We start from the raw sequence: 19,282 nt of genomic DNA on the forward strand, positions 1-19,282 counted from the left end.
ACTCAGCGTAAAGGCCGTTGTGTAACTGTGATCAAACTACGACATATCGGTCATCATTCTCACCGCGACGATCCCGCCGGCGAGCGCGCCGCCGTAACAGACCACCGCGATCAGCCGGTCGAACCGGCCGAGGCCGAGCAGCTCCTCGCTGGTGAAGCGGAGCCGGTGAGCCGCGTGAAAGAGACAGAGCACGACGACGGCCGCCAGCGCGACCCGGACGAGCACGTGGTCGACCAGCGCCCGCAGGTGGGCCGCGGCGGGCCAGTCCACCACGCCGAGCGGCATGAGCACCCCGAACAGCAGCACGAGCACCGGCAGCACCAGCGCCGCCACCACTCCCCCGCCGCTGAACAGCAGCCACAGGTACGGCTCCGGCGTGCGTTTCCTCGGCGTCATCACGACCTCAGCACGACGTAGGCGATCAGCAGCGACACCAGCGCCCAGGCCGTGTGGTTGCCGCCCTGGATCATCCAGGCCGGCACCCGCCAGCCGTCCAGCCGGACGACCGTGGCCTTCGGCGCGAGGTTGAGGAACGTGACCGCGTGGAAGACCGTCGCGGCCAGCGCCACCACGTTCAGGGCGATCATCCACGGCCGCGCGGCCAGCGCGGCGAACTCCGCGAGGCTCCCGCCCAGCACGGCGTCGACGAGCATCAGCGTGAAGACGATCGACCAGGCCACGAAGACGCTCGTCAGCTCGCGCAGCACGAAGACGGTGTAACCGCGGCTGCGGGCGAACCAGAGCCGGTCGCGGCGCGGCCGGTAGACGTCCGTGCGCGCGTCCTCGGTCATCGCCGGCTCCACGGCAGCACCGAGCGCAGCGCGGCGCTCACCTTGTAGCGCTGGATGGCCTCGGCGGGGTCGACGTGCTTGGGGCAGACCTTGGTGCACTCGCCGACGAACGTGCACCCCCACACGGCGTCGTCCAGGTTGAGCACGTCGAACCGGTCGTCCATGTCGCGCGAGTCCAGGTTGTAGCGCTGGGCCAGGGCGATCGCGGCCGGGCCGAGGAAGTCGGGGTCGAGCACGTAGACCGGGCAGGCCGAGTAGCACAGCAGGCAGTTGATGCACATGCTGTACTGCTTGTACGCCTCCAGCTGCTCCGGCGTCTGGGCGTACTCGGCGGTCAGCGGCGGCTCCTCGCCCTTCCTGACCAGCCAGGGCCGCACCGACGACAGCTTGGCCAGGAAGTCGTCGATGTCCACGACCAGGTCGCGGATCACCGGGAAGCCCTTGAGCGGCTCGATCCTGACCGGGCCGGAGCCGTACTCGGTGAGGAAGGTGCCGCAGGTCAGCCGGGCCTCGCCGTTGACGGTCATGCCGCACGAGCCGCACACGCCCATCCGGCACGACCAGCGGAACGACAGGCTGCCGTCGAGCCGGTCCTTGATGTAGGTGAGCCCGTCGAGCACCGCCCAGTCGTCCATGAGCGGAACGTCGTACGCCTGGAACACCGGCTCGGTGTCCTCCCCTGGCCGGTACCGGGCGACCTCCATCCGGATCGTCGGCGTCTCAGCGCTGTCAGTCACGGCCGTAGACCCTTTCTCCCGGAGCCCAGCGGGTGATCGTCACGGGCAGCAGGCCCACCGACGGGGTGCCGTCGGGCGCGCGGTGCACCAGCGAGTGCGCCAGGTAGGCGTCGTCGTCGCGAGCGGTGTGGTCGGTGCGCTGGTGCGCGCCGCGCGACTCCCGCCGGTTCAGCGCGCAGGCCACGATCGTCTGCGCGACCTCCAGCATGGCGTGCAGCTCCAGCAGGTTGATCAGCTCGGTGTTGAACGCGGTGCTGCCGTCGTCGACGCGGGCCTCCTGGGCGCGCTCGCGCAGCCCGGCCAGCGTGTCGGCGGCCTTGGTCAGCACGTCGCCGCTGCGGTAGATGCCGGCCGCGCCTTCGAGGGTGTGCTGCATCTCCTCGCGCAGGTCGGCGATCCGCCCGCCGTTCCCGCCGCCCTCGCGCGCGCGGGTCAGCCGCCGCCGCTCGTCCTCCCCCTGGCTGCGCACGGCCGCCGGCTCGGCCTCGCGGTGCGAGCGGGCGAACTCGGCGGCGGCGATCCCGGCCCGGCGGCCGAAGACGAGGATCTCGGCCAGCGAGTTGGAGCCGAGCCGGTTGGCACCGTTGATGCTGACGCACGCCGTCTCCCCGGCCGCGTACAGCCCGGCGACGGTGGTGGCGCCGTCGAGGTCGGTGTGGACGCCGCCCATCATGTAGTGCACGACCGGACGCACCGGGATGAGGTCGGTCACCGGGTCGAGGTTCTGGTAGCTGCGGCACAGCTCGCGCACGAACGGGATGCGGTGCTCGATCTTCCCCTCGCCGAGATGGCGCAGGTCCAGGTAGACGACCGGTCCGTACGGGGTGTCGGCGGTACGGCCCCTGCGCTGCTCGTGCACGAACGCCTGCGAGAGCCGGTCGCGGGGGCCGAGCTCCATGCTGCGCAGCGTCGGCTCGGGCGTGGGGGCGCCGAGGTCGTAGTCCTGCAGGTAGCGGTAGCCGTCCTTGTTGATCAGCCAGCCGCCCTCGGCCCTGGCGGCCTCGGTGATGAGGATGCCGGTGAACGGCAGGCCGGTGGGGTGGTACTGGACGAACTCCATGTCCTTCAGCGGCGCCCCCTCCCGGTAGGCCAGCGCCATGCCGTCGCCGGTCTTGATGGAGGCGTTCGTGGTGAAGGGGAAGGCGCGGCCGCAGCCGCCGGTGGCCAGGATGACGGTCCTGGCCGGGATGGTCTCGACGCGGCCGGTCCTGATCTCGACGGCCACGACGCCGTGGACGCGGCCGTCGTCGACGACAAGCTTGGTGACGTACCACTCGTCGTACCTGATGATGTCCTGATATTTCAGGGTGGTCTGGAAGAGGGTGTGCAGCAGGTGGAAGCCGGTCTTGTCGGCGGCGTACCAGGTGCGCATCTTCTTCATCCCGCCGAACGGCCGCACGGCCACCCGGCCGTCGCGCTCACGGCTCCACGGGCAGCCCCAGTGCTCCAGCTGGATCAGCTCTCGCGGCGCCTCGGCCACGAACGCCTCGACCGCGTCCTGGTCGCACAGCCAGTCACCGCCGGAGATCGTGTCGTAGCAGTGCTCGTCGAGCGTGTCGCCGATGCCGATCACCGCCGCGGCGCCGCCCTCGGCGGAGACGGTGTGACTGCGCATCGGATACACCTTCGACACGACCGCCACCTGCAACGCGGGATCGCTCTCGGCCACCGCCACGGCCGCGCGCAACCCCGCCCCGCCCCCTCCGACGATCAGCACATCGATCATGTCCCTCATTTCCCCCGATCGGGTTCGGCCTGGTCCTTGACGCGCTTGCCGTCGTGGCGGACGGCGGACAGGTGGATGCTGCCGTCGTGGTACTCGTGGCGGATGCGGCGGCAGCCGCAGGTGTAGAACCAGTCGCGGATCAGCAGGCCGTAGCCGTCGTCCTCCATGAAGCGCTCACCGCCGGCCTTCCTGCCGCAGGGCGCCGTCTCGGGGGCGAAGGGAGTTCGCGTTCCAGTCATCGCCGGTCTCCCTCGGGGGGCGGAGTCACCTCCACACAAGCACCAACCGGGCGCTTGGGGAAGGTCGCGAACCCGTCAGGAGCGCGTGCCCTCCGGGGCTCTCGGCTCGTCGCCGGGGCGCGGGCCCAGCTCGGGGGGTTCGCCGCCGCCGGCCTCGGGGGCCTCCTCCGGCGGCACCCGGGGGTAGTGCAGGTCGAAGGCGGGCCGCTCCGAGCGGATGGGCGGGATGCTGGTGAAGTTGTGCCGGGGCGGCGGACAGCTCGTCGCCCACTCCAGCGAGTTGCCGTAGCCCCACGGGTCGTCGAGGGTGACCTTCGGCGCACGCCGGGCCGTCTTGAAGATGTTGTAGAGGAACGGCAGCGTCGAGGCGCCCAGCAGGAACGCCCCCACCGACGAGAGCTGGTTGAGGAAGGTGAAGCCGTCGGCCACGCCGTAGTCGGCGTAGCGGCGGGGCATGCCGGCCACGCCGAGCCAGTGCTGGACGAGGAACGTGGTGTGGAAGCCGACGAACAACGTCCAGAAGTGCACCTTGCCGAGCCGGTCGTCGAGCATCCGGCCGGTCATCTTCGGCCACCAGAAGTAGAACCCGGCGAACATGGCGAACACGACGGTGCCGAAGACGACGTAGTGGAAGTGGGCGACGACGAAGTAGGTGTCGCTGATGTGGAAGTCGAGCGGCGGCGAGGCCAGGATGACCCCGGTCAGCCCGCCGAGCAGGAACGTCACCAGGAAGCCCACGGCGAACAACATCGGTGACTGGAAGGTCAGATGGCCGCGCCACATCGTGCCGATCCAGTTGAAGAACTTCACGCCGGTCGGCACCGCGATGAGGAACGTCATGAAGGAGAAGAACGGCAGCAGCACCTGCCCGGTCGGGAACATGTGGTGCGCCCACACCGTCATCGACAGGCCCGCGATCGCGATCGTCGCGCCCACCAGCCCCATGTAGCCGAAGATCGGCTTGCGGCTGAAGACCGGGATGACCTCGGTGATGATGCCGAAGAACGGCAGCGCGATGATGTACACCTCGGGGTGGCCGAAGAACCAGAACAGGTGCTGCCAGATCAGCGGCCCGCCGTTCTCGGCGAGGAAGACCTGTGTGCCGAGCTTGCGGTCGGCCTCCAGCACCAGCAGCGCGGCGGCCAGCACGGGGAAGGCGAGCAGCACGAGCAGGCCGGTCAGCAGCACGTTCCAGGTGAACAACGGCATGCGGAACATCGTCATGCCGGGCGCCCGCATGCCGATGATCGTGGTGATGAAGTTGACCGAGCCGAGGATCGTCCCGAGGCCGGACAGCGCCAGACCCATGATCCAGAAGTCGCCGCCGACCTGCGGCGAGTACACCGACGACGACAGCGGCGTGTACGCGAACCACCCGAAGTCGGCCGCGCCGCCGGGCGTGAAGAAGCCGATCAGCACCATCAGCCCGCCGAACAGGAACAGCCAGTACGACACCGCGTTCAGCCGCGGGAAGGCCACGTCGGGCGCGCCGATCTGCAGCGGCATGATGACGTTGGCGAACCCGGCGAACAGCGGGGTGGCGAACAGCAGCAGCATCACCGTGCCGTGCACGGTGAACAGCTGGTTGTACTGCTGCTGGCTGACGAGCTGCATGCCGGGGGCGGCGAGCTCGGCCCGGATGATCATGGCCATGACGCCGGCGATGAGGAAGAACCCGAACGAGGAGATCAGGTAGAGGTACCCGATGACCTTGTGGTCGGTGGTCGACAGCCAGGAGGCTATGACGGTCCCGGTGCGGCGGCGCCTGACCTGCTCGATCGTGGTCTCGCGAACAGTTGTCACGGCTGCTCCCCTCCTGTACGGAGTTGTGCCTGCCCCGATCTACCCATTGCACGCCAAGCGGCGACGCGGGGGAAGCCGTCTTTTGCCATTGTTCGCCGGGACTTTTGCGCGGGGCGTCCACATGGCGGAAGTCCGCCGGTCCACGGCGCGACATCTTCTATCCTGCAAGCCGGACCGACTCGGAGGAGATGATCGTGACCGCTCAGCGTGACTACGCCGCCCTCGTCCAGCGTGGGCTCTCGCTCGACCTCACCAGGGGCAAGCCGTCGCCGAGCCAGCTCGACCTCTCCAACGACATGCTGCGGCTGCCGGCGTCCTACCGCGCGGCCGACGGCAGCGACGCCCGCAACTACGGCAACCTGCAGGGCCTGCCGGAGCTGCGGGAGCTGTTCGCGCCGTTGCTGCAGGTGCCCGCGGGCCAGTTGGTCGTCGGTGGCAACGCGAGCCTCGCGCTCATGCACGACACCGTGGTGCACGCGCTGCTGAGCCCGCTGCCGGGCGCCGCGCGCCGGTGGATCGAGGAGCCGGAGATCACGTTCCTGTGCCCCGTTCCCGGTTACGACCGGCATTTCACGATCTGCGAGCGGCTCGGGATCACGATGGTGGCGGTCCCGATGACCGCGGAAGGCCCCGACATGGACGTCGTCGAGCGCCTGGTCGCCGCCGACGCGAGCGTCAAGGGCATGTGGTGCGTGCCGAAGTACAGCAACCCGACCGGCGTCGTCTACAGCGACGAGACGGTCCGGCGGCTGGCCGCCATGCCGACCGCGGCGCCCGACTTCCGGATCTTCTGGGACAACGCGTACGCGGTGCACCACCTGACCGACACCCCGGCCGAGCTGGCCGACGTGCTGGCGCTCAGCGCCGAGCACGGTGACCCCGACCGGGTGTTCGTCTACGCCTCCACCTCCAAGGTGACGCTGGCCGGCGCGGGGGTGTCGTTCTTCGGCTCCTCGCCGGCGAACGTCGAGTGGTTCCTGCGCAACACCGCCAAGCAGTCCATCGGCCCCGACAAGATCAACCAGCTCCGTCACGTCGAGTTCCTGCGCGACGCGGAGGGCGTGGCGGCCCACATGCGCCGGCACGCCGAGCTGATCGGCCCGAAGTTCGAGCTGGTCGACAAGGTGCTGACCGAGCGGCTCGGCGGACTGGCGAGCTGGACGAGCCCGAAGGGCGGCTACTTCGTCAGCCTGGAGGTGCCGCACGCGGCCGAGGTGGTGGCCAGGGCGAAGGCGGCCGGCATCGCGCTGACGCCCGCGGGCGCGACGCACCCGTACGGGAAGGACCCCGACGACCGCACGATCAGGATCGCGCCGACCTACCCCGGGCTGGACGAGCTGGAGCAGGCGATCGAGGGGCTGGCTGTGTGCGTGCGGCTGGTGGCCGAGGAACGCGGCTGACCGCCTCGGGTCAGCGGGAGCCGGGACGGAAGCCGAAGAGGTATTCGCGCGTCTCGCTCGGATGGAAGGCGATGTCGAGGCCCGGCTCGAAGGCCACGTTGTCGCGCGGGCAGTAGCGCAGCCGTTCCCACACGGCCAGGGCCTTCTCCCTGGCCGTGAGCTCGGCCGCGTCCCTGCGGCGGGCGCCGCGCGCGCCGAGCACGTTCAGCAGCCCGAGCATCCAGAACAGGCCCGTCAGGCAGAACGGGGCGAGCAGCACCTCGCCCCACTTCGGGTCCTGGCCCATCGCGATCACCAGCGACACGACCAGGTGCACGAGGGCCGCGACGAGGAGCAGCACGTATCCCTGGTTCCTGACCCAGGGCGTGTAGTGGCGGGCGGGGAACGACAGCCAGACCGCCAGCTGCGTGCGGCTCATCACGTGCCGGGACGCGCCCAGCGCCGCCGCGGTCGGCAGGTCGGCGATCTCGCGCGCGCCCGGTAAGCGGACCCGTCCGATCTTGTACGTCGTCCCCGCGGCGACCACGCCCGGAACGGCGATGACCTGGTCGGCCTCCGAACACACCGGGCACCTCACATCCATCCGGGCAGTTTGGCTGTAAGGGAAGTCCGGCGCAAACCATAGAGTTCACTGTGTGAGACCGATTGATTCCCTGGTGAACTCCTTGTCCGAAGCGCGCGTGGTGACCGACCCCGATGTGATCGACTCCTACGCCCGTGACCGCACGTTCGTGGCGCCCGGCAAGCCGCTCGGCGTGGTGCTGGCCACCTCCCGCGACGACGTGGTGACCACCCTGAAGTGGGCCACCGAGCACCGGGTGCCGGTGGTGCCGCGCGGCGCGGGCACCGGCCTGGCGGGCGCGGCGGTCGCCGGCGACGGCGCGATCGTCCTGTCGCTGGCGAAGATGACCGCGATCAAGGAGCTCTCCCCCGCCGACGAGATCGCCGTCGTCGAGCCCGGCGTCATCACCGCCGACCTCGACCGGGCGGCCCGGGAGCACGGCCTGATGTACGCGCCCGACCCGTCGTCGTACGAGATCTCCACGATCGGCGGGAACCTGGCCACCAACGCCGGCGGGCTGCGGTGCGTCAAGTACGGCGTGACCAGGGACTCCACGCTCGGCCTCGAAGTGGTGCTGGCCGACGGCCGGATCATGAACACCGGCCGGCGCACCATGAAGGGCGTCACGGGCTACGACCTGACGGGTCTGTTCGTCGGCTCCGAGGGCACGCTCGGCGTGATCACCTCCGCCACGGTGCGGCTGCGCCGCGCCCCGGCCGTGCCGCCCGCGACGTTCGCCGCCGAGTTCGGCTCGCCACGGGACGCCGGCGCGGCCGTGTCGGCGATCATGGCGGCCGGCTGCCAGCCGTCGCTCATGGAGCTGCTCGACCGCACCACGCTCAAGGCCATCGACGACTGGCGCAACATCGGGCTGGAGGACACGACGCAGGCCATGCTGATCGGCCAGTCCGACGCCGCCGACGGCCAGGCCATGGCCGAGCGCATGCAGCAGATCTGCCTGGACAACGGCGCCTCGTTCGTGGCCGTGTCGTCCACCCCCGAGGAGGCCGAGGAGCTGATCGGGGTCCGGCGGCTGGCGTACGGGGCCAAGGAGCGGATGGGCGCGTGCCTGGTCGAGGACGTGTGCGTGCCGCGGTCCAAGCTCGCCGAGATGATCATCGCTATCGAGGAGGCGGCGGCGCGGCACGGCGTGCTGATCGCCACGGCGGCCCACGCCGGCGACGGCAACCTGCACCCGGTCTTCATCTTCGACCACGGCACCCTCGAACCGCCCGCGGAGGTGTGGGCCGCGGCGGACGAGGTGTTCACCACCGCGCTGCGGCTCGGCGGCACGCTCACCGGCGAGCACGGGGTGGGCCTGCTGAAGCGGCGCTGGCTGGCCATGGAGTCGGGACCGGTGGCGGCCGAGGTGCAGAACGGGATCAAAGCCGTCTTCGATCCGCTCGGCATCCTGAACCCCGGTAAAGCCATCTGACTTAATGATCTTGGGTTGACCAAGACGTGACCTACCTGCGGATTCGCCACACCACCTGCGATGAAACGCTGACTTTTTTGGTCAAAACATGAAAGTTCTGTTACGAGCGGCAGACTTGACAAGGGTCCCGCTGGTAGCGTTTTGCCTCATCTATTGGGGTTGTGATGGGGGTCCGACGTGAATCAGTTCCAGCCGTTGGCGGCGGACGACCCGCGGCGGCTGGGGGCGTACGACATCGTCGCCCGGCTCGGCGAGGGCGGTCAGGGCGTTGTCTACCTCGGCAAGAGCGACTCGGGCGAGCAGGTCGCGGTCAAACTCCTGCACCACGCCCTGGCGGCCGACGCCGACGCCAGGACCCGTTTCCTGCGCGAGGTCGCCGTGGCGCAGCGGGTGGCCCGGTTCTGCACCGCGCCCGTGCTCCACGCCGACCTCGACGGCAGCCGCCCGTACATCGTCAGCGAGTACGTCCCGGGCCCTTCGCTGCGTGAGCTCGTCATCAACGAGGGGCCGCGGCGGGGCGCGGCGCTGGAACGGCTGGCGATCAGCACGGCCACCGCGCTCGCGGCCATCCACCGGGCGGGGATCCTGCACCGCGACTTCAAGCCCGCCAATGTGCTGATGGGCCCCGAGGGCCCGGTCGTGATCGACTTCGGCATCGCCCGCGCGCTCGACTCCCCGGGCGCGACGGCCACCGGGATGGCCATGGGGACGCCGTCGTACCTGGCGCCCGAGCAGCTCAGCGGGGCCGCGGTCTCCGAGAGCGCCGACGTGTTCGCGTGGGGCGTCACGATGGTGTACGCCGCGACGGGCAAGCCCGCGTTCGGCTCCGACTCCATCCCCGTCGTGATGAACCGGATCCTGAACGAGGAGCCGCAGCTCGGCGGCATGGAGGGCGTGCTGGCGGAGCTGGTCGCCGCCTGCCTGTCGAAGGACCCGGCGCTGCGCCCGACCGCCGACGAGCTCATCGTCCGCCTCACCGGCCAGCCCGCGCCGAAGGCTGCCGTCGAACCCGTCGCCGGCCGGCCGGACGCCACACCGCCCGCATCCACGCCGCCCGGATCCACGCCGTCCACGCCCGCTCCGAACGCTTTCCCGGCTCCGGGGCACCCGGGCGGGGACGTCTACCCGGGCCCGTGGACCCAGCCGAACCCGATCCACGTCGCCGGCGGCCCGTCCCAGACCGGCCCGGTGGCCCCGTCCCAGACCGGCCCCCTCTCCCCGTTCCAGACCGGCCCGGTCCCTCCGGCCCCGCCGCAGACCGGCGACTACGGCCACCACGCCGCAGCCGCAGCCCAGAACCACGGCTTCCCGCACCCGGGCGCCCCCTACGGCAGTCACCCTCAGGGCGGCCAGCCGGGCATCCCGCACGGCGGGCCTGTCCAGGGCGGTGCCCAGCCCGGCGGTCCCCAGGGCGGCCCGCACGGCGGTCATCCTCAGCCGGGCATGGCGCACGGCGGTCACCCCCAGGGCGGCCAGCCCGCAGTGCCCTTCGGAGCGCAGCCCGGCGGTATGCCGGGCGGACCTCAGCAGGGTGGACCTCAGCAGGGTGGGCCCGGTGGTGTGCCGCCGCAGGGCGGCGCGCGTCCCTCGGGTCCGCTGCCGGGTGACGGCGTTCCGCCCAAGCAGCGGCGGACGCTGACCCTCGCGCTGACCGGCGCCGCCGCCGCGGCCCTGCTCGTGGTCGCCGGCGCGGTCGTCGTGCAGGCGAACAGCAAGGAGGAGGTCCCGGTCGTGGCCGTGGGCAGCTCCTCCCGGGAGGCCTCCGGCGACGGCTCGGGCGCCGCGGGACAGCCGGGCGAGCCCCCGGTGACCGCCGGTCAGACCTCCGACCCCGAGGTCCCCACGGCGGACGAGGTGCCCACCCTCGACATCGAGTCGGGGCAGGGCGAGAAGAAGACCAAGAAGCCGGTCGCCAACGTGCCCGAGGTGGTGGACGTGCCCAGCCAGCCGGTCGGCACGCCCCGCTCGGAGCCCTCGCCGTCTCCGACGAAGAGCAGGAAGAAGCGCTCGAACGTCGAGCCCCCGCACGACCCGTCGACGCCGTCCGAGGCCCCCACGACGGCTCCGTCGCCCACCAAGTCGCCCACGAACAAGCCGACCACGAAGCCGACCGCCAAGCCCACCACGGTCAAGCCGTCGCCCGCGCCGAAGCCCAACACGGTCAAGCCGACCACCGTGTGCGGCGCCGGCTACCAGGTCATCGACACCCACTCGCTGGGCGCGGACGCCACGATCTACCTGCTGTACCACACGGGTGCGGGCCGGAACTGCGTGATCACGATCTCCCGCATGGTGCACCCCGGCAAGGTCAAGATGAGCGCGGTCCTCCAGGTGAAGGGCGGCTCCACCGCGACCGACCCGGGCGTCTACACCTCGTACGCGGGCCCGCTGCGTCTGCCCGCGGCGAAGAAGTGCGTGATCTGGGGCGGTTCGTGGGGCACCAAGAACTGGAAGTCCGACTGGAGCCACTGCGGCTGACGTCCGCCGGCGGCCTGATCGGCACCCGGTAGCGTGCTGCGCATGAGCCTCGTACACAAGGACCTGGCGGCGGGCGTCGCGACCATCACGCTCGACTCGCCGCCCAACCGCAACGCGCTGTCCGTACGCCTGCTCGCCGACCTGGCCGACCGGCTCGCCTGGGCGCTGGCCGAGCCGGAGGCCCGGGTGGTCGTGCTGACGGCGACGGGCAAGGTGTTCTGCTCCGGGGCCGACATCAAGGAGCAGCGCGCCGGGGACGGCCGGCCGGACGCGCCGGTCACCGCCTCGCTGCCGGAGATCCTGCGGACGCTCTGGGAGAGCCCGAAGCCGGTGATCTGCCGGCTCAACGGCACCGCCAGGGCGGGCGGCCTGGGCCTGGTGGCGGCGTGCGACTTCGCGATCGCGCCGCTGACGGCGTCGTTCGCCTTCACCGAGGTACGCCTCGGCGTCGTGCCCGCGATGATCTCCGTGCCGGTGCTGCGGCGCGTCGGCGCCCGCGCGGCGGCCGACTACTTCCTGACCGGCGAGGTGTTCGACGCGGCCCGGGCGGCCGAGATCGGGCTGCTGTCGCGGGCGGTGCCGGAGGAGGAGCTGGACGCGACCGTCGCCCGCTACGCCGAGATGCTGACGAAGGGCGGCCCCGAGGCGCTGGCCATCACCAAGCGCCTGGTCAGGGAGGTTCCGCAGCTGTCGTTCGGTGAGGGGCTGCGTCGGATGACCGAGCTGTCGGCCGAGCGGTTCACCTCGGAGGAGGGGCAGGAGGGCATCGCGGCGTTCATGGAGAAGCGCTCCCCCACGTGGGTGCCGCCGGTGTCACCGGTCGAGTGACCTCCAGGCGAGCAGCCCAGCGCCGATCAGGCCGGCGAGCGGGCCGAGGGACGACGCCCGTACCTCCGGGGCCTTCCTGAAGCCCAGGCGGTGGGCCAGGCGCTCGCGCAGCGGGACGATCAGGGCGTCGCCCGCCTGTGACACCCCGCCCCCGACCACGATCGCCGCGGGGTCGGCCACCAGCGTGTACGTCGCCAGCGCCAGGGCGAGCGCCTCGACCGCCTCCGCCCACACGCGCACGGCCTCGGCGTCCCCTTCGGCGACCAGCCGGACCACCTCGGCGGCCCCGGGGACGCCGACGCGGGCCGCCACCGCCCCGCCGGACGCGTACGCCGCCAGGCAGCCCCGCTGGCCGCACCCGCAGGCGAGACCGTCCGGACGCACGGGGATGTGCCCGATCTGCCCGGCCCACCCGTTCGCGCCCCCGTACGGCGAGCCCGACAGCACCATCGCGCCCGCGATGCCCGTGCCGATGGGCAGGAAGAGCACGTCGCCGCCGCCGTCCCCGCAGGCGAGCTCCGCCTCCCCCGCCGAGCGGACGTCGTGGCCGAGCGCCACCGGCAGGTCCACGTCCGCGAACGCCGCGGCGGGCACGTCCCGCCACCCGAACGCGGCCGCGAAGATCGCGTGCGTGGGCGTGACCAGGCCGGGAACGGCCAGCCCGACGGCGACCGGACGCTCCCCCTCGCCCGGCCGGGCGAGGTCGGCGACGAACTGGGAGATCGCGGCGACCACCCGCTCCGGCCCCTCGGCGCGGGGGGTCGGCCGCCGCTCGACCCGCAGCAGCGTCCCGTCCGCGGCGACCAGGCCGCCCTTCATCGTGGTGCCGCCGACGTCCACCGCGGCCACGCAGTCCATCCGATGTCCTCTCTCACGCGATCCGGGTTGACCTTGTGCGCGGGGCTCTCGTAGGGTCGGCGACTAGAATATCCTTCGGTCGAAGGGCGGTTCATGTCCGTCACCCACATCGACGTCGGCGCCGTCGACTTCGACGCGCTCGGCGCGTGGATGGACGCCCAGGGGTTGCCGGGCGGCCCGATCACGAACGCCACACCGGTCCGGGGCGGAACGCAGAACGTCATGGTGCGCTTCGAGCGCGGCGGCCGCCCGTACGTGCTGCGCCGCCCTCCCCAGCACGCCCGCGCGAAGAGCAACGAGGTGCTGCGCCGTGAGGCGCGGGTGCTGGCGGCGCTGCGCGACACGCCCGTCGCCGCGCCCCGGCTGGTGGCCGCGCAGACCGCCGAGGAGCCGGTCTTCTACCTGATGGAGCCGGTGGACGGGTTCAACCCCTCGACGGGGCTGCCCGAGCCGCACGCCTCCGACCCGGCGATCAGGCACCGGATGGGGCTGGAGGCCGCGGCGGCGCTGGCCGAGCTGGGGCGGGTCGATCCGGCGGTGCTGCCGGGGTTCGGCCGGCCGGAGGGCTTCCTGGAGCGGCAGGTGCCGCGCTGGCTGAAGGAGCTCGACTCGTACGGGGAGCTCGACGGCTACCCCGGGCCCGACATCCCGGGGCTGCGCGAGACTGCCGACTGGCTGACCCGCCACCTGCCCAGGACGTTCACGCCGGGCGTCATGCACGGTGACTACCACTTCGCCAACCTGATGTTCGCCTGGGACGGGCCGCGCGTGGCCGCGATCGTGGACTGGGAGATGTGCACGATCGGCGACCCGCTGGTCGACCTCGGCTGGATGGTGGCCATGTGGCAGCCCGGCGACAACCACGTGCCGGGGCTGCCGCAGCCGAAGGAGCTCGTCGCGTACTACGCGGCGCTGTCGGATCGCGACCTGTCGTCCATCGACTGGTACGCGGTCATGGCCTGCTTCAAGCTGGGCATCGTGCTGGAGGGCACGCACGCCCGCGCGTTCGCCGGAAAGGCGCCCAAGGACATCGGCGACCTGCTGCACGCGACGACCCTGGGGTTGTTCGAGCGGGCGCAGGAGTTCATGGGGGGCGCGTTGGATTGAGATAAATCACGACATATCACGATTTCGAGGTAAACGATCGCAAACGAGCCCCCGAGACATAGGATTGCGCGCAATTGCAGCCGTTCACGGGAAGGATCGACATGCGCATGCGGTTCCTCGGCTCTCTCTCGGAGGCGGGCGCCTGCCCCACCCTGTACGAGACCGACCGCGGCACCATCGTCGTGCAGGGCATGCAGGTCACCGACGCCGAGGCGCTCGCGGACCTGCGCGACGTGCTCGACGGCGAGACCGCGGTGGAGGTGCCCCGGGAGCTCATCACCGAGATCGCCCGCCGGGTCCTGCCCGACGCCGGAACGACCACGACCTGACCTGCGGCGGAACACCCATGGCTACCGCTTGATCACGATTGTCACGGATGGTGGCATGATCGGCGGCCACGGGACTAGCCTCTTGCGGCGTGACGTCGTTTCAGCAGGCGCGCATCGAGCTCGGCGGTCAGTTGCGCCGGCTGCGCGAGTCCGCCCGCCTGTCCGGCAAGGAGCTGGCCGAGCGGCTGAGCTGGCAGCCGTCCAAAGTCTCACGCCTGGAGAACGCCCGGCAGACGGCCACCGAGGACGACGTGGTCGCCTGGGCGCAGGCCGTGGGCGCCTCCTCCGCCACCACCGACGAGCTGATCAGGCAGTCCATCGCCCTGCTCAACCGGCACGACGACTGGAAGCAGCGCCACCGCAGCGGGCTGGCCGCGATCCAGGAGGACATCCGCGATCTCGAGGCCCGCACGACGGCCTTCCGGGTCTTCGAGCCGGGCATCATCGCGGGCCTGCTGCAGACCTCCGAGTACGCCCGTCACGTCTTCCGTAAGGTCAAGCGCCTCTACAGCGCCCCCGACCAGATCGACACCGCCGTACGCGTGCGCATGCAGCGCCAGGAGATCCTCTACGACCGCACGCGGACGTTCCGGTTCGTGGTGACCGAGGCCGCGCTGCGCACCTGCCTGGCCCCGCCGGAGGTGATGCGCGGCCAGCTCGACCGGCTGTTCGCCGTCAGCACGCTGCCGAACGTCGAGTTCGGCGTCATCCCCTTCGGCACCGAGCTGCCGGCCAACCCGATCAACGGCTTCTGGATCTACGACGAGTCGATGGTCGGCGTCGCCACCATGACGAAAGACCTGAACCTCCGCGATCCCGACGACATCGCCTTCTACCTCAGGGCGTTCGACGATTACGCAAAAGCCGCAAAGTTTGACGAATCGGGACGAGAGGTCATCATAGGCATTCTGGCTGAATATAGGAAACAAACCTCACATTAACCGCAGCAATTGCTTGCCACCCCACGCAAGATCGTGCAATTCTGTCGCGAGACGATGCGGAGGTGACGCTTGATGCTTGATACCGCGCTCAGCCTCGAGCGGTTCGCGTGGCACGCGGGCCGGCATGCCGACCTGTCGGTCCAGAGCATCGCCCTGGCGAGCGACCCGGCGTACGTGTCGGTCCGCAACCGTTTCTCGGCCACCCTCGTGGAGACGGTGACCTGCTCCGACGAAGGCGCCTTCATCACCTCGTGGGGCTACCGCCTCGGCACGACCGACGACGTCGAATCCGCCGCCGCCCGCCTCGCCTTCCTGCTCGCCGCTCTCCCGGCGTAACCTCGGCCCACCCGGGGCGTCAGCGCACCGGCCTGCCCGGCAGGTCCATGGTCGCGATCGCCCCGCCGTCCGGCGCGTTCTCCAGGCGCACGGTGCCGCCCGCCTCCGTGACGGCCTGGGCCACGATCGCCAGGCCCAGCCCCGAGCCGGGCAGGCTGCGCGCCGACGGCGAACGCCAGAACCGCTCGAAGACGTGCGGCAGCTCCGCCTCGTCGAGCCCGGGGCCGTGGTCGCGCACGGTCAGCCGGCCGTCCCGCAGCCGCACCTCGACCTGGCCGCCGGGGCTGAACTTGGCGGCGTTGTCGATGAGGTTGAGCACGGCACGTTCGAGCGAGGTGGCGCTGCCGACGACGTACCAGGGGCGCAGGTCGGTGGAGACCTCCGCGCCGCGCAGCCGGGCCCGCTCGGCGGCGATCGTGACCACCTCGTGGAGGCCCAGCTCGACGTGCGGCTCGTGGTCGGTGTCGCCCCTGGCGAGCTGGAGCAGGTCGGCGACCAGCGTCGACAGCTCGGCGAACTGCGCCTTCACGTTGATCAGCAGCCGTTCCTTCGCGGCCGGGTCGAGGCTGCGGCCGGTCTGCTCGCTGCGCAGGAGCAGGTCGATGTTGGTGCGCAGGGTCGTGAGCGGCGTGCGCAGCTCGTGGCCGGCGTCGGCGACGAGCTGTTTCTGGCGTTCACGCGAGCCGGCCAGGGCGCTGGTCATGGCGTTGAACGACGACGACAGCCGGGCAATCTCGTCGGTGCCGGTGACCGGGATGCGGGTGTGGAGGTCTTCGGTCTGCGCGATGTGCTCGACGGCCTTCGTCAGCTCGCCCACGGGACGCAGGGCGGCCCGCGAGATGGCCAGGCCCGCCCACGCCGCCCCGAACACGCCCATCGCCGTGATGCCGGCGAGCCCCATGGCGGTGAGCTGCAGGGTCTGCTGGATGTGGTAGACGGAACGCGCCTCCATGACGGCCACGCCGGGCGCGAAGTTCTGGGTCACCACGCGCACCCGCTTGCCGTCTCTTGTCACGCCGTACCGGTAGATCGTCTCGTGCTGCCCGGGGACGGCCGCCTCGTCGTCTTCCGTCGGCACGATCGGCGGGCCGATCGAGCAGGTGGAGCCGTCGGCGCGCAGCAGCGTCGCCATGCCGTCGAACATGCCCTGCGTCCCGTCGGGCGTGCACTCGTGCACGAGGTAGTCCTTGTCGCCCTGCTCCTCCGACTCCTCGATGGTGTGGTCGAGCTGCCGGATGACCAGCGTCTCGACCATGAACCAGGAGAACACGGCGCAGACCGCGACGGCGAGCGCCACCGCCGCCGTGACCAGCAGCGTCAGGCGGGTGCGCAGGCTGCCCCGTATCCTGGCACGCCTCACGGTACGTCTCTCAGCACGTAGCCCACCCCGCGCACGGTGTGGATCACCCGGGGCTCTCCTCCGGCCTCGGTCTTGCGCCGCAGGTACATCACGTAGACGTCGAGCGAGTTGGACGTCGGCTCGAAGTCGAAGCCCCACACCTCGCTGAGGATCTGGTCTCTGGTCAGCACCTGGCGCGGATGGGACAGGAACAGCTCCATCAGCAGGTACTCGGTCCGCGTCAGGTCGAGCCTGCGCTCACCGCGGCTGACCTCCCGGGTCGCCTGGTCCATGCGCAGGTCGCCGTACGACAGGATGTCGCCCTCGGGGGCCCCGCCGCCGCTCAGCCGGCCGCGCCGCAGCAGGGCCCGCACCCGAGCGAGCAGCTCGTCGAGCTCGAACGGCTTGACGAGGTAGTCGTCGGCGCCCGCGTCCAGCCCCGAAACCCGGTCGCCGACCGCGTCGCGCGCCGTGAGCATGAGGACGGGGACGGGGTTGCCCCCGGCCCGCAGCCGCCGGCACGCGGTGAGCCCGTCGAGGCGCGGCATCATGACGTCGAGCAGCACCGCGTCGTAGGTGTCGGCGGCCAGCGTCTCCAGGGCCTGCAGCCCGTCGTCGGCCGTGACGACCTTGTAGCCCTCGAACTCCAGGCTCGACTGCAGCGCCTCACGCAACGCGGGCTCGTCGTCCACCACCAGCAATCGTGCGGGCTCACTCATGCCCCAACGGTAAAACCTCATCATGAGAAGGTGATGAACGGCCCATGCCACGGTGCCGGAAATCACCACGCTTCCGGCGGCGCGGTGAGCCCTGACGCCCTCGCCTCAGGAGGTCAGCAGGGCCATGGCGGCGTTGTGGCCGCCGATGCCGCTGACGCCGCCGCCCCTGCGGGCACCCGCGCCGCACAGCAGGATGCGTTCGTGTTCGGTCTCCACGCCCCATCCGCCTTTTTCCGCGTACGGCCAGCTGAGGTCGGTGTGGAAGATGTGGCCGCCCGGGAGGCCGGCGTCCTTCTCCAGGTCGACGGGGGTTTTGACCTCGACGCATGGAGTGCCGTCCGGGGCGGTGAGCAGGCATTCCTGAAGGGGCTCGGCGAGGACGGCGTTGATGGAGGCGAATGTGGCATCAAGCGCTATTTCTCGCGCTTTATCGGGATTTTTCCGGAAAAGTCTGGCTGGCAGGTGGAGGCCGAACAGCGTCATCGTCTCCGCCCTCCCCCGCAGCTCAGGGCCGAGAATGGACGCATCGGTCAGGGAATGGCAGTAGACCTCGGCCGGGGGCAGCTCCGGGATCTCCCCGCGCGCCGCCTGCGCGTACGCGGCGGCGAGCTGGTCGCGTCCCTCGTTGATGTGGAACGTCCCGCTGAAGGCCGCCCGGGGATCGACCGACGGGTCCTTCAACCGGGGCAGCCGGGCGAGCACCATGTTGACCTTGAGCTGCGCGCCCTCGGGCACCTCCGGCGGCCGGCCCATCACCCGGTCGAGCACGGCGGGCGGCAGGTTGACCAGCACGTGCCGGCCGTTCACGGTGTGCTCGCCGTCGCCGGCCCTGAACGTCACCTCACCGGACGGCGAGATGCCGACGATCTCCGCGCCGGTCCTGATCTCCGCGCCCGCCTGCCTGGCGGCCGCCTCCAGCGCACCCGAGACCGCGCCCATGCCGCCGACCGGGACGTTCCACTCGCCGGTGCCGTTCCCGATCACGTGGTAGAGGAAGCAGCGGTTGGCCGACAGGTCGGTGGCCGGGTCGGCGAACGTGCCGATCAGCGCGTCGGTGAGCACCACGCCGCGCACGGTGTCGTCGGCGAAGTACTGCTCGACCGTCTCGCCGATCGGCTGGGCGAACAGGTCACGCCACGCCTGCGGCCCGACCAGGCGCTCGATCTCGATCTGGGGGCGCAGGGGTTCGAGCAGGGTGGGGGCGAGGGCCTCGGCGACGCGGGCCGCCATGCCGTAGAAGCGCCGCCACGCCTCCAGGTCGGCCTCGCCGCCCGTGACGCTGCGGAACGACGCCGCCGTACGCAGCTCGTCCTCGTTGTCGACGAGCAGGCCGGTGTCGCCCTTCGGGGTGTAGGAGGCGTAGCGGCGACGGCGCAACTCCAGGTCGAGGCCCAGGTCGCGGACGATCGTGTCGGGCAGCAGGCTGACGAGGTACGAATAGCGCGACAGGCGCACGTCCACCCCGGGGAACGGCCGCGCCGAGATCGCCAGGCCGCCCACGTGGTCGTACCGCTCCAGGACGAGTACCCGCCGCCCCGCGCGGGCCAGATAGGCGGCCGCCACCAGCCCGTTGTGCCCGCCTCCGGCCACGACCACGTCATACGTCATTCCGGCACCTTACGACTCATCCCATAGCTCACGTCAACGCCCACTT

The 19,282-nt window shown here is 71.0% G+C and carries 19 protein-coding genes; 8 read left to right on the top strand and 11 right to left on the bottom strand.

Annotated elements, in window-relative coordinates:
- Window positions 1-36: 36 nt before the first annotated feature.
- The 6 genes from frdD to ctaD form a co-directional block, all read right to left on the bottom strand.
- Window positions 37-396: a fumarate reductase subunit FrdD gene (gene frdD / locus ACIBP6_RS25655; protein WP_397056020.1), complete on the bottom strand. Its 360-nt coding sequence runs from the start codon at window positions 394-396 to the stop codon at window positions 37-39.
- A complete protein-coding gene (locus ACIBP6_RS25660) occupies window positions 396-791 on the bottom strand; it encodes a hypothetical protein (RefSeq protein WP_397056022.1) in 396 nt (131 codons plus the stop codon). The genes frdD and ACIBP6_RS25660 overlap by 1 nt, the downstream gene beginning before the upstream one ends.
- Window positions 788-1,528, bottom strand: a complete 741-nt coding sequence (gene sdhB / locus ACIBP6_RS25665; RefSeq protein ID WP_397056024.1) for a succinate dehydrogenase iron-sulfur subunit — start codon at window positions 1,526-1,528, stop codon at window positions 788-790. Before sdhB ends, ACIBP6_RS25660 begins: the two co-directional genes overlap by 4 nt.
- On the bottom strand, window positions 1,521-3,254 hold the full coding sequence (gene frdA, locus ACIBP6_RS25670; protein WP_397056025.1) for a fumarate reductase (quinol) flavoprotein subunit: 1,734 nt from the start codon (window positions 3,252-3,254) through the stop codon (window positions 1,521-1,523). Before frdA ends, sdhB begins: the two co-directional genes overlap by 8 nt.
- Window positions 3,255-3,259: 5 nt before the next feature.
- Window positions 3,260-3,493, bottom strand: a complete 234-nt coding sequence (locus ACIBP6_RS25675) for a hypothetical protein (RefSeq protein ID WP_132615735.1) — start codon at window positions 3,491-3,493, stop codon at window positions 3,260-3,262.
- A gap of 75 nt (window positions 3,494-3,568) precedes the next feature.
- Window positions 3,569-5,296 (bottom strand): aa3-type cytochrome oxidase subunit I, encoded by a 1,728-nt coding sequence (ctaD, locus tag ACIBP6_RS25680; protein ID WP_397056027.1) that lies wholly within the window; start codon window positions 5,294-5,296, stop codon window positions 3,569-3,571.
- Between the two features lie 152 nt (window positions 5,297-5,448).
- Between ctaD and ACIBP6_RS25685 the strand changes: the two genes are divergently transcribed.
- Complete coding sequence (locus tag ACIBP6_RS25685; RefSeq protein ID WP_397057078.1) at window positions 5,449-6,696, top strand: aminotransferase class I/II-fold pyridoxal phosphate-dependent enzyme; 1,248 nt, start codon at window positions 5,449-5,451, stop codon at window positions 6,694-6,696.
- Between the two features lie 10 nt (window positions 6,697-6,706).
- On the opposite strand, the gene ACIBP6_RS25690 is transcribed toward ACIBP6_RS25685, so the two are convergent.
- A complete protein-coding gene (locus ACIBP6_RS25690; RefSeq protein ID WP_397056029.1) occupies window positions 6,707-7,279 on the bottom strand; it encodes a hypothetical protein in 573 nt (190 codons plus the stop codon).
- Between the two features lie 52 nt (window positions 7,280-7,331).
- On the opposite strand from ACIBP6_RS25690, the gene ACIBP6_RS25695 reads away from it, so the two are divergent.
- From ACIBP6_RS25695 to ACIBP6_RS25705, 3 genes are all read left to right on the top strand, one after another.
- Window positions 7,332-8,693, top strand: a complete 1,362-nt coding sequence (locus tag ACIBP6_RS25695; protein WP_397056031.1) for an FAD-binding oxidoreductase — start codon at window positions 7,332-7,334, stop codon at window positions 8,691-8,693.
- A 177-nt stretch (window positions 8,694-8,870) separates the two neighbouring features.
- Window positions 8,871-11,171, top strand: coding sequence for a serine/threonine protein kinase (locus tag ACIBP6_RS25700; RefSeq protein WP_397056033.1), 2,301 nt, complete (start codon window positions 8,871-8,873; stop codon window positions 11,169-11,171).
- Window positions 11,172-11,213: 42 nt separating this feature from the next.
- Window positions 11,214-11,999 (top strand): enoyl-CoA hydratase-related protein, encoded by a 786-nt coding sequence (locus ACIBP6_RS25705; protein WP_397056035.1) that lies wholly within the window; start codon window positions 11,214-11,216, stop codon window positions 11,997-11,999.
- Here the strand turns inward: ACIBP6_RS25705 and ACIBP6_RS25710 are convergent.
- Window positions 11,985-12,857, bottom strand: a complete 873-nt coding sequence (locus ACIBP6_RS25710) for an ROK family protein (RefSeq protein ID WP_397056037.1) — start codon at window positions 12,855-12,857, stop codon at window positions 11,985-11,987. The genes ACIBP6_RS25705 and ACIBP6_RS25710 overlap by 15 nt on opposite strands.
- Window positions 12,858-12,950: 93 nt before the next feature.
- Here ACIBP6_RS25710 and ACIBP6_RS25715 point away from each other — a divergent pair, with 93 nt between their 5' ends.
- The 4 genes from ACIBP6_RS25715 (at window position 12,951) to ACIBP6_RS25730 (ending at window position 15,570) form a co-directional block, all read left to right on the top strand.
- Window positions 12,951-13,964 carry a phosphotransferase family protein gene (locus ACIBP6_RS25715; protein ID WP_397056039.1) on the top strand — a complete coding sequence of 338 codons (1,014 nt, stop codon included), beginning with the start codon at window positions 12,951-12,953 and terminating at the stop codon, window positions 13,962-13,964.
- A 101-nt stretch (window positions 13,965-14,065) separates the two neighbouring features.
- The gene (locus ACIBP6_RS25720; protein WP_132618892.1) at window positions 14,066-14,293 is read left to right on the top strand and encodes a hypothetical protein; all 228 of its coding nucleotides are present in this window, start codon (window positions 14,066-14,068) and stop codon (window positions 14,291-14,293) included.
- Window positions 14,294-14,382: 89 nt separating this feature from the next.
- A complete protein-coding gene (locus ACIBP6_RS25725; RefSeq protein WP_397056041.1) occupies window positions 14,383-15,234 on the top strand; it encodes a helix-turn-helix domain-containing protein in 852 nt (283 codons plus the stop codon).
- 72 nt (window positions 15,235-15,306) lie between these two features.
- Entirely contained in the window at window positions 15,307-15,570 is a 264-nt protein-coding gene (locus ACIBP6_RS25730; RefSeq protein ID WP_397056043.1) for a hypothetical protein, read from the top strand.
- Window positions 15,571-15,589: 19 nt separating this feature from the next.
- Here the strand turns inward: ACIBP6_RS25730 and ACIBP6_RS25735 are convergent, their stop codons facing one another.
- The 3 genes from ACIBP6_RS25735 to ACIBP6_RS25745 all read right to left on the bottom strand — a co-directional run bounded on the left by ACIBP6_RS25735 (window position 15,590) and on the right by ACIBP6_RS25745 (window position 19,236).
- Window positions 15,590-16,930, bottom strand: a complete 1,341-nt coding sequence (locus tag ACIBP6_RS25735) for a sensor histidine kinase (RefSeq protein ID WP_397056045.1) — start codon at window positions 16,928-16,930, stop codon at window positions 15,590-15,592.
- Window positions 16,927-17,628, bottom strand: coding sequence for a response regulator transcription factor (locus ACIBP6_RS25740; RefSeq protein ID WP_397056047.1), 702 nt, complete (start codon window positions 17,626-17,628; stop codon window positions 16,927-16,929). Before ACIBP6_RS25740 ends, ACIBP6_RS25735 begins: the two co-directional genes overlap by 4 nt.
- Window positions 17,629-17,733: 105 nt before the next feature.
- A complete protein-coding gene (locus ACIBP6_RS25745) occupies window positions 17,734-19,236 on the bottom strand; it encodes a phytoene desaturase family protein (RefSeq protein ID WP_397056049.1) in 1,503 nt (500 codons plus the stop codon).
- Window positions 19,237-19,282: the final 46 nt, after the last annotated feature.

The sequence above is a fragment of the Nonomuraea terrae genome, assembly GCF_044465245.1.
Taxonomy (GTDB): Bacteria; Actinomycetota; Actinomycetes; order Streptosporangiales; family Streptosporangiaceae; genus Nonomuraea; species Nonomuraea terrae.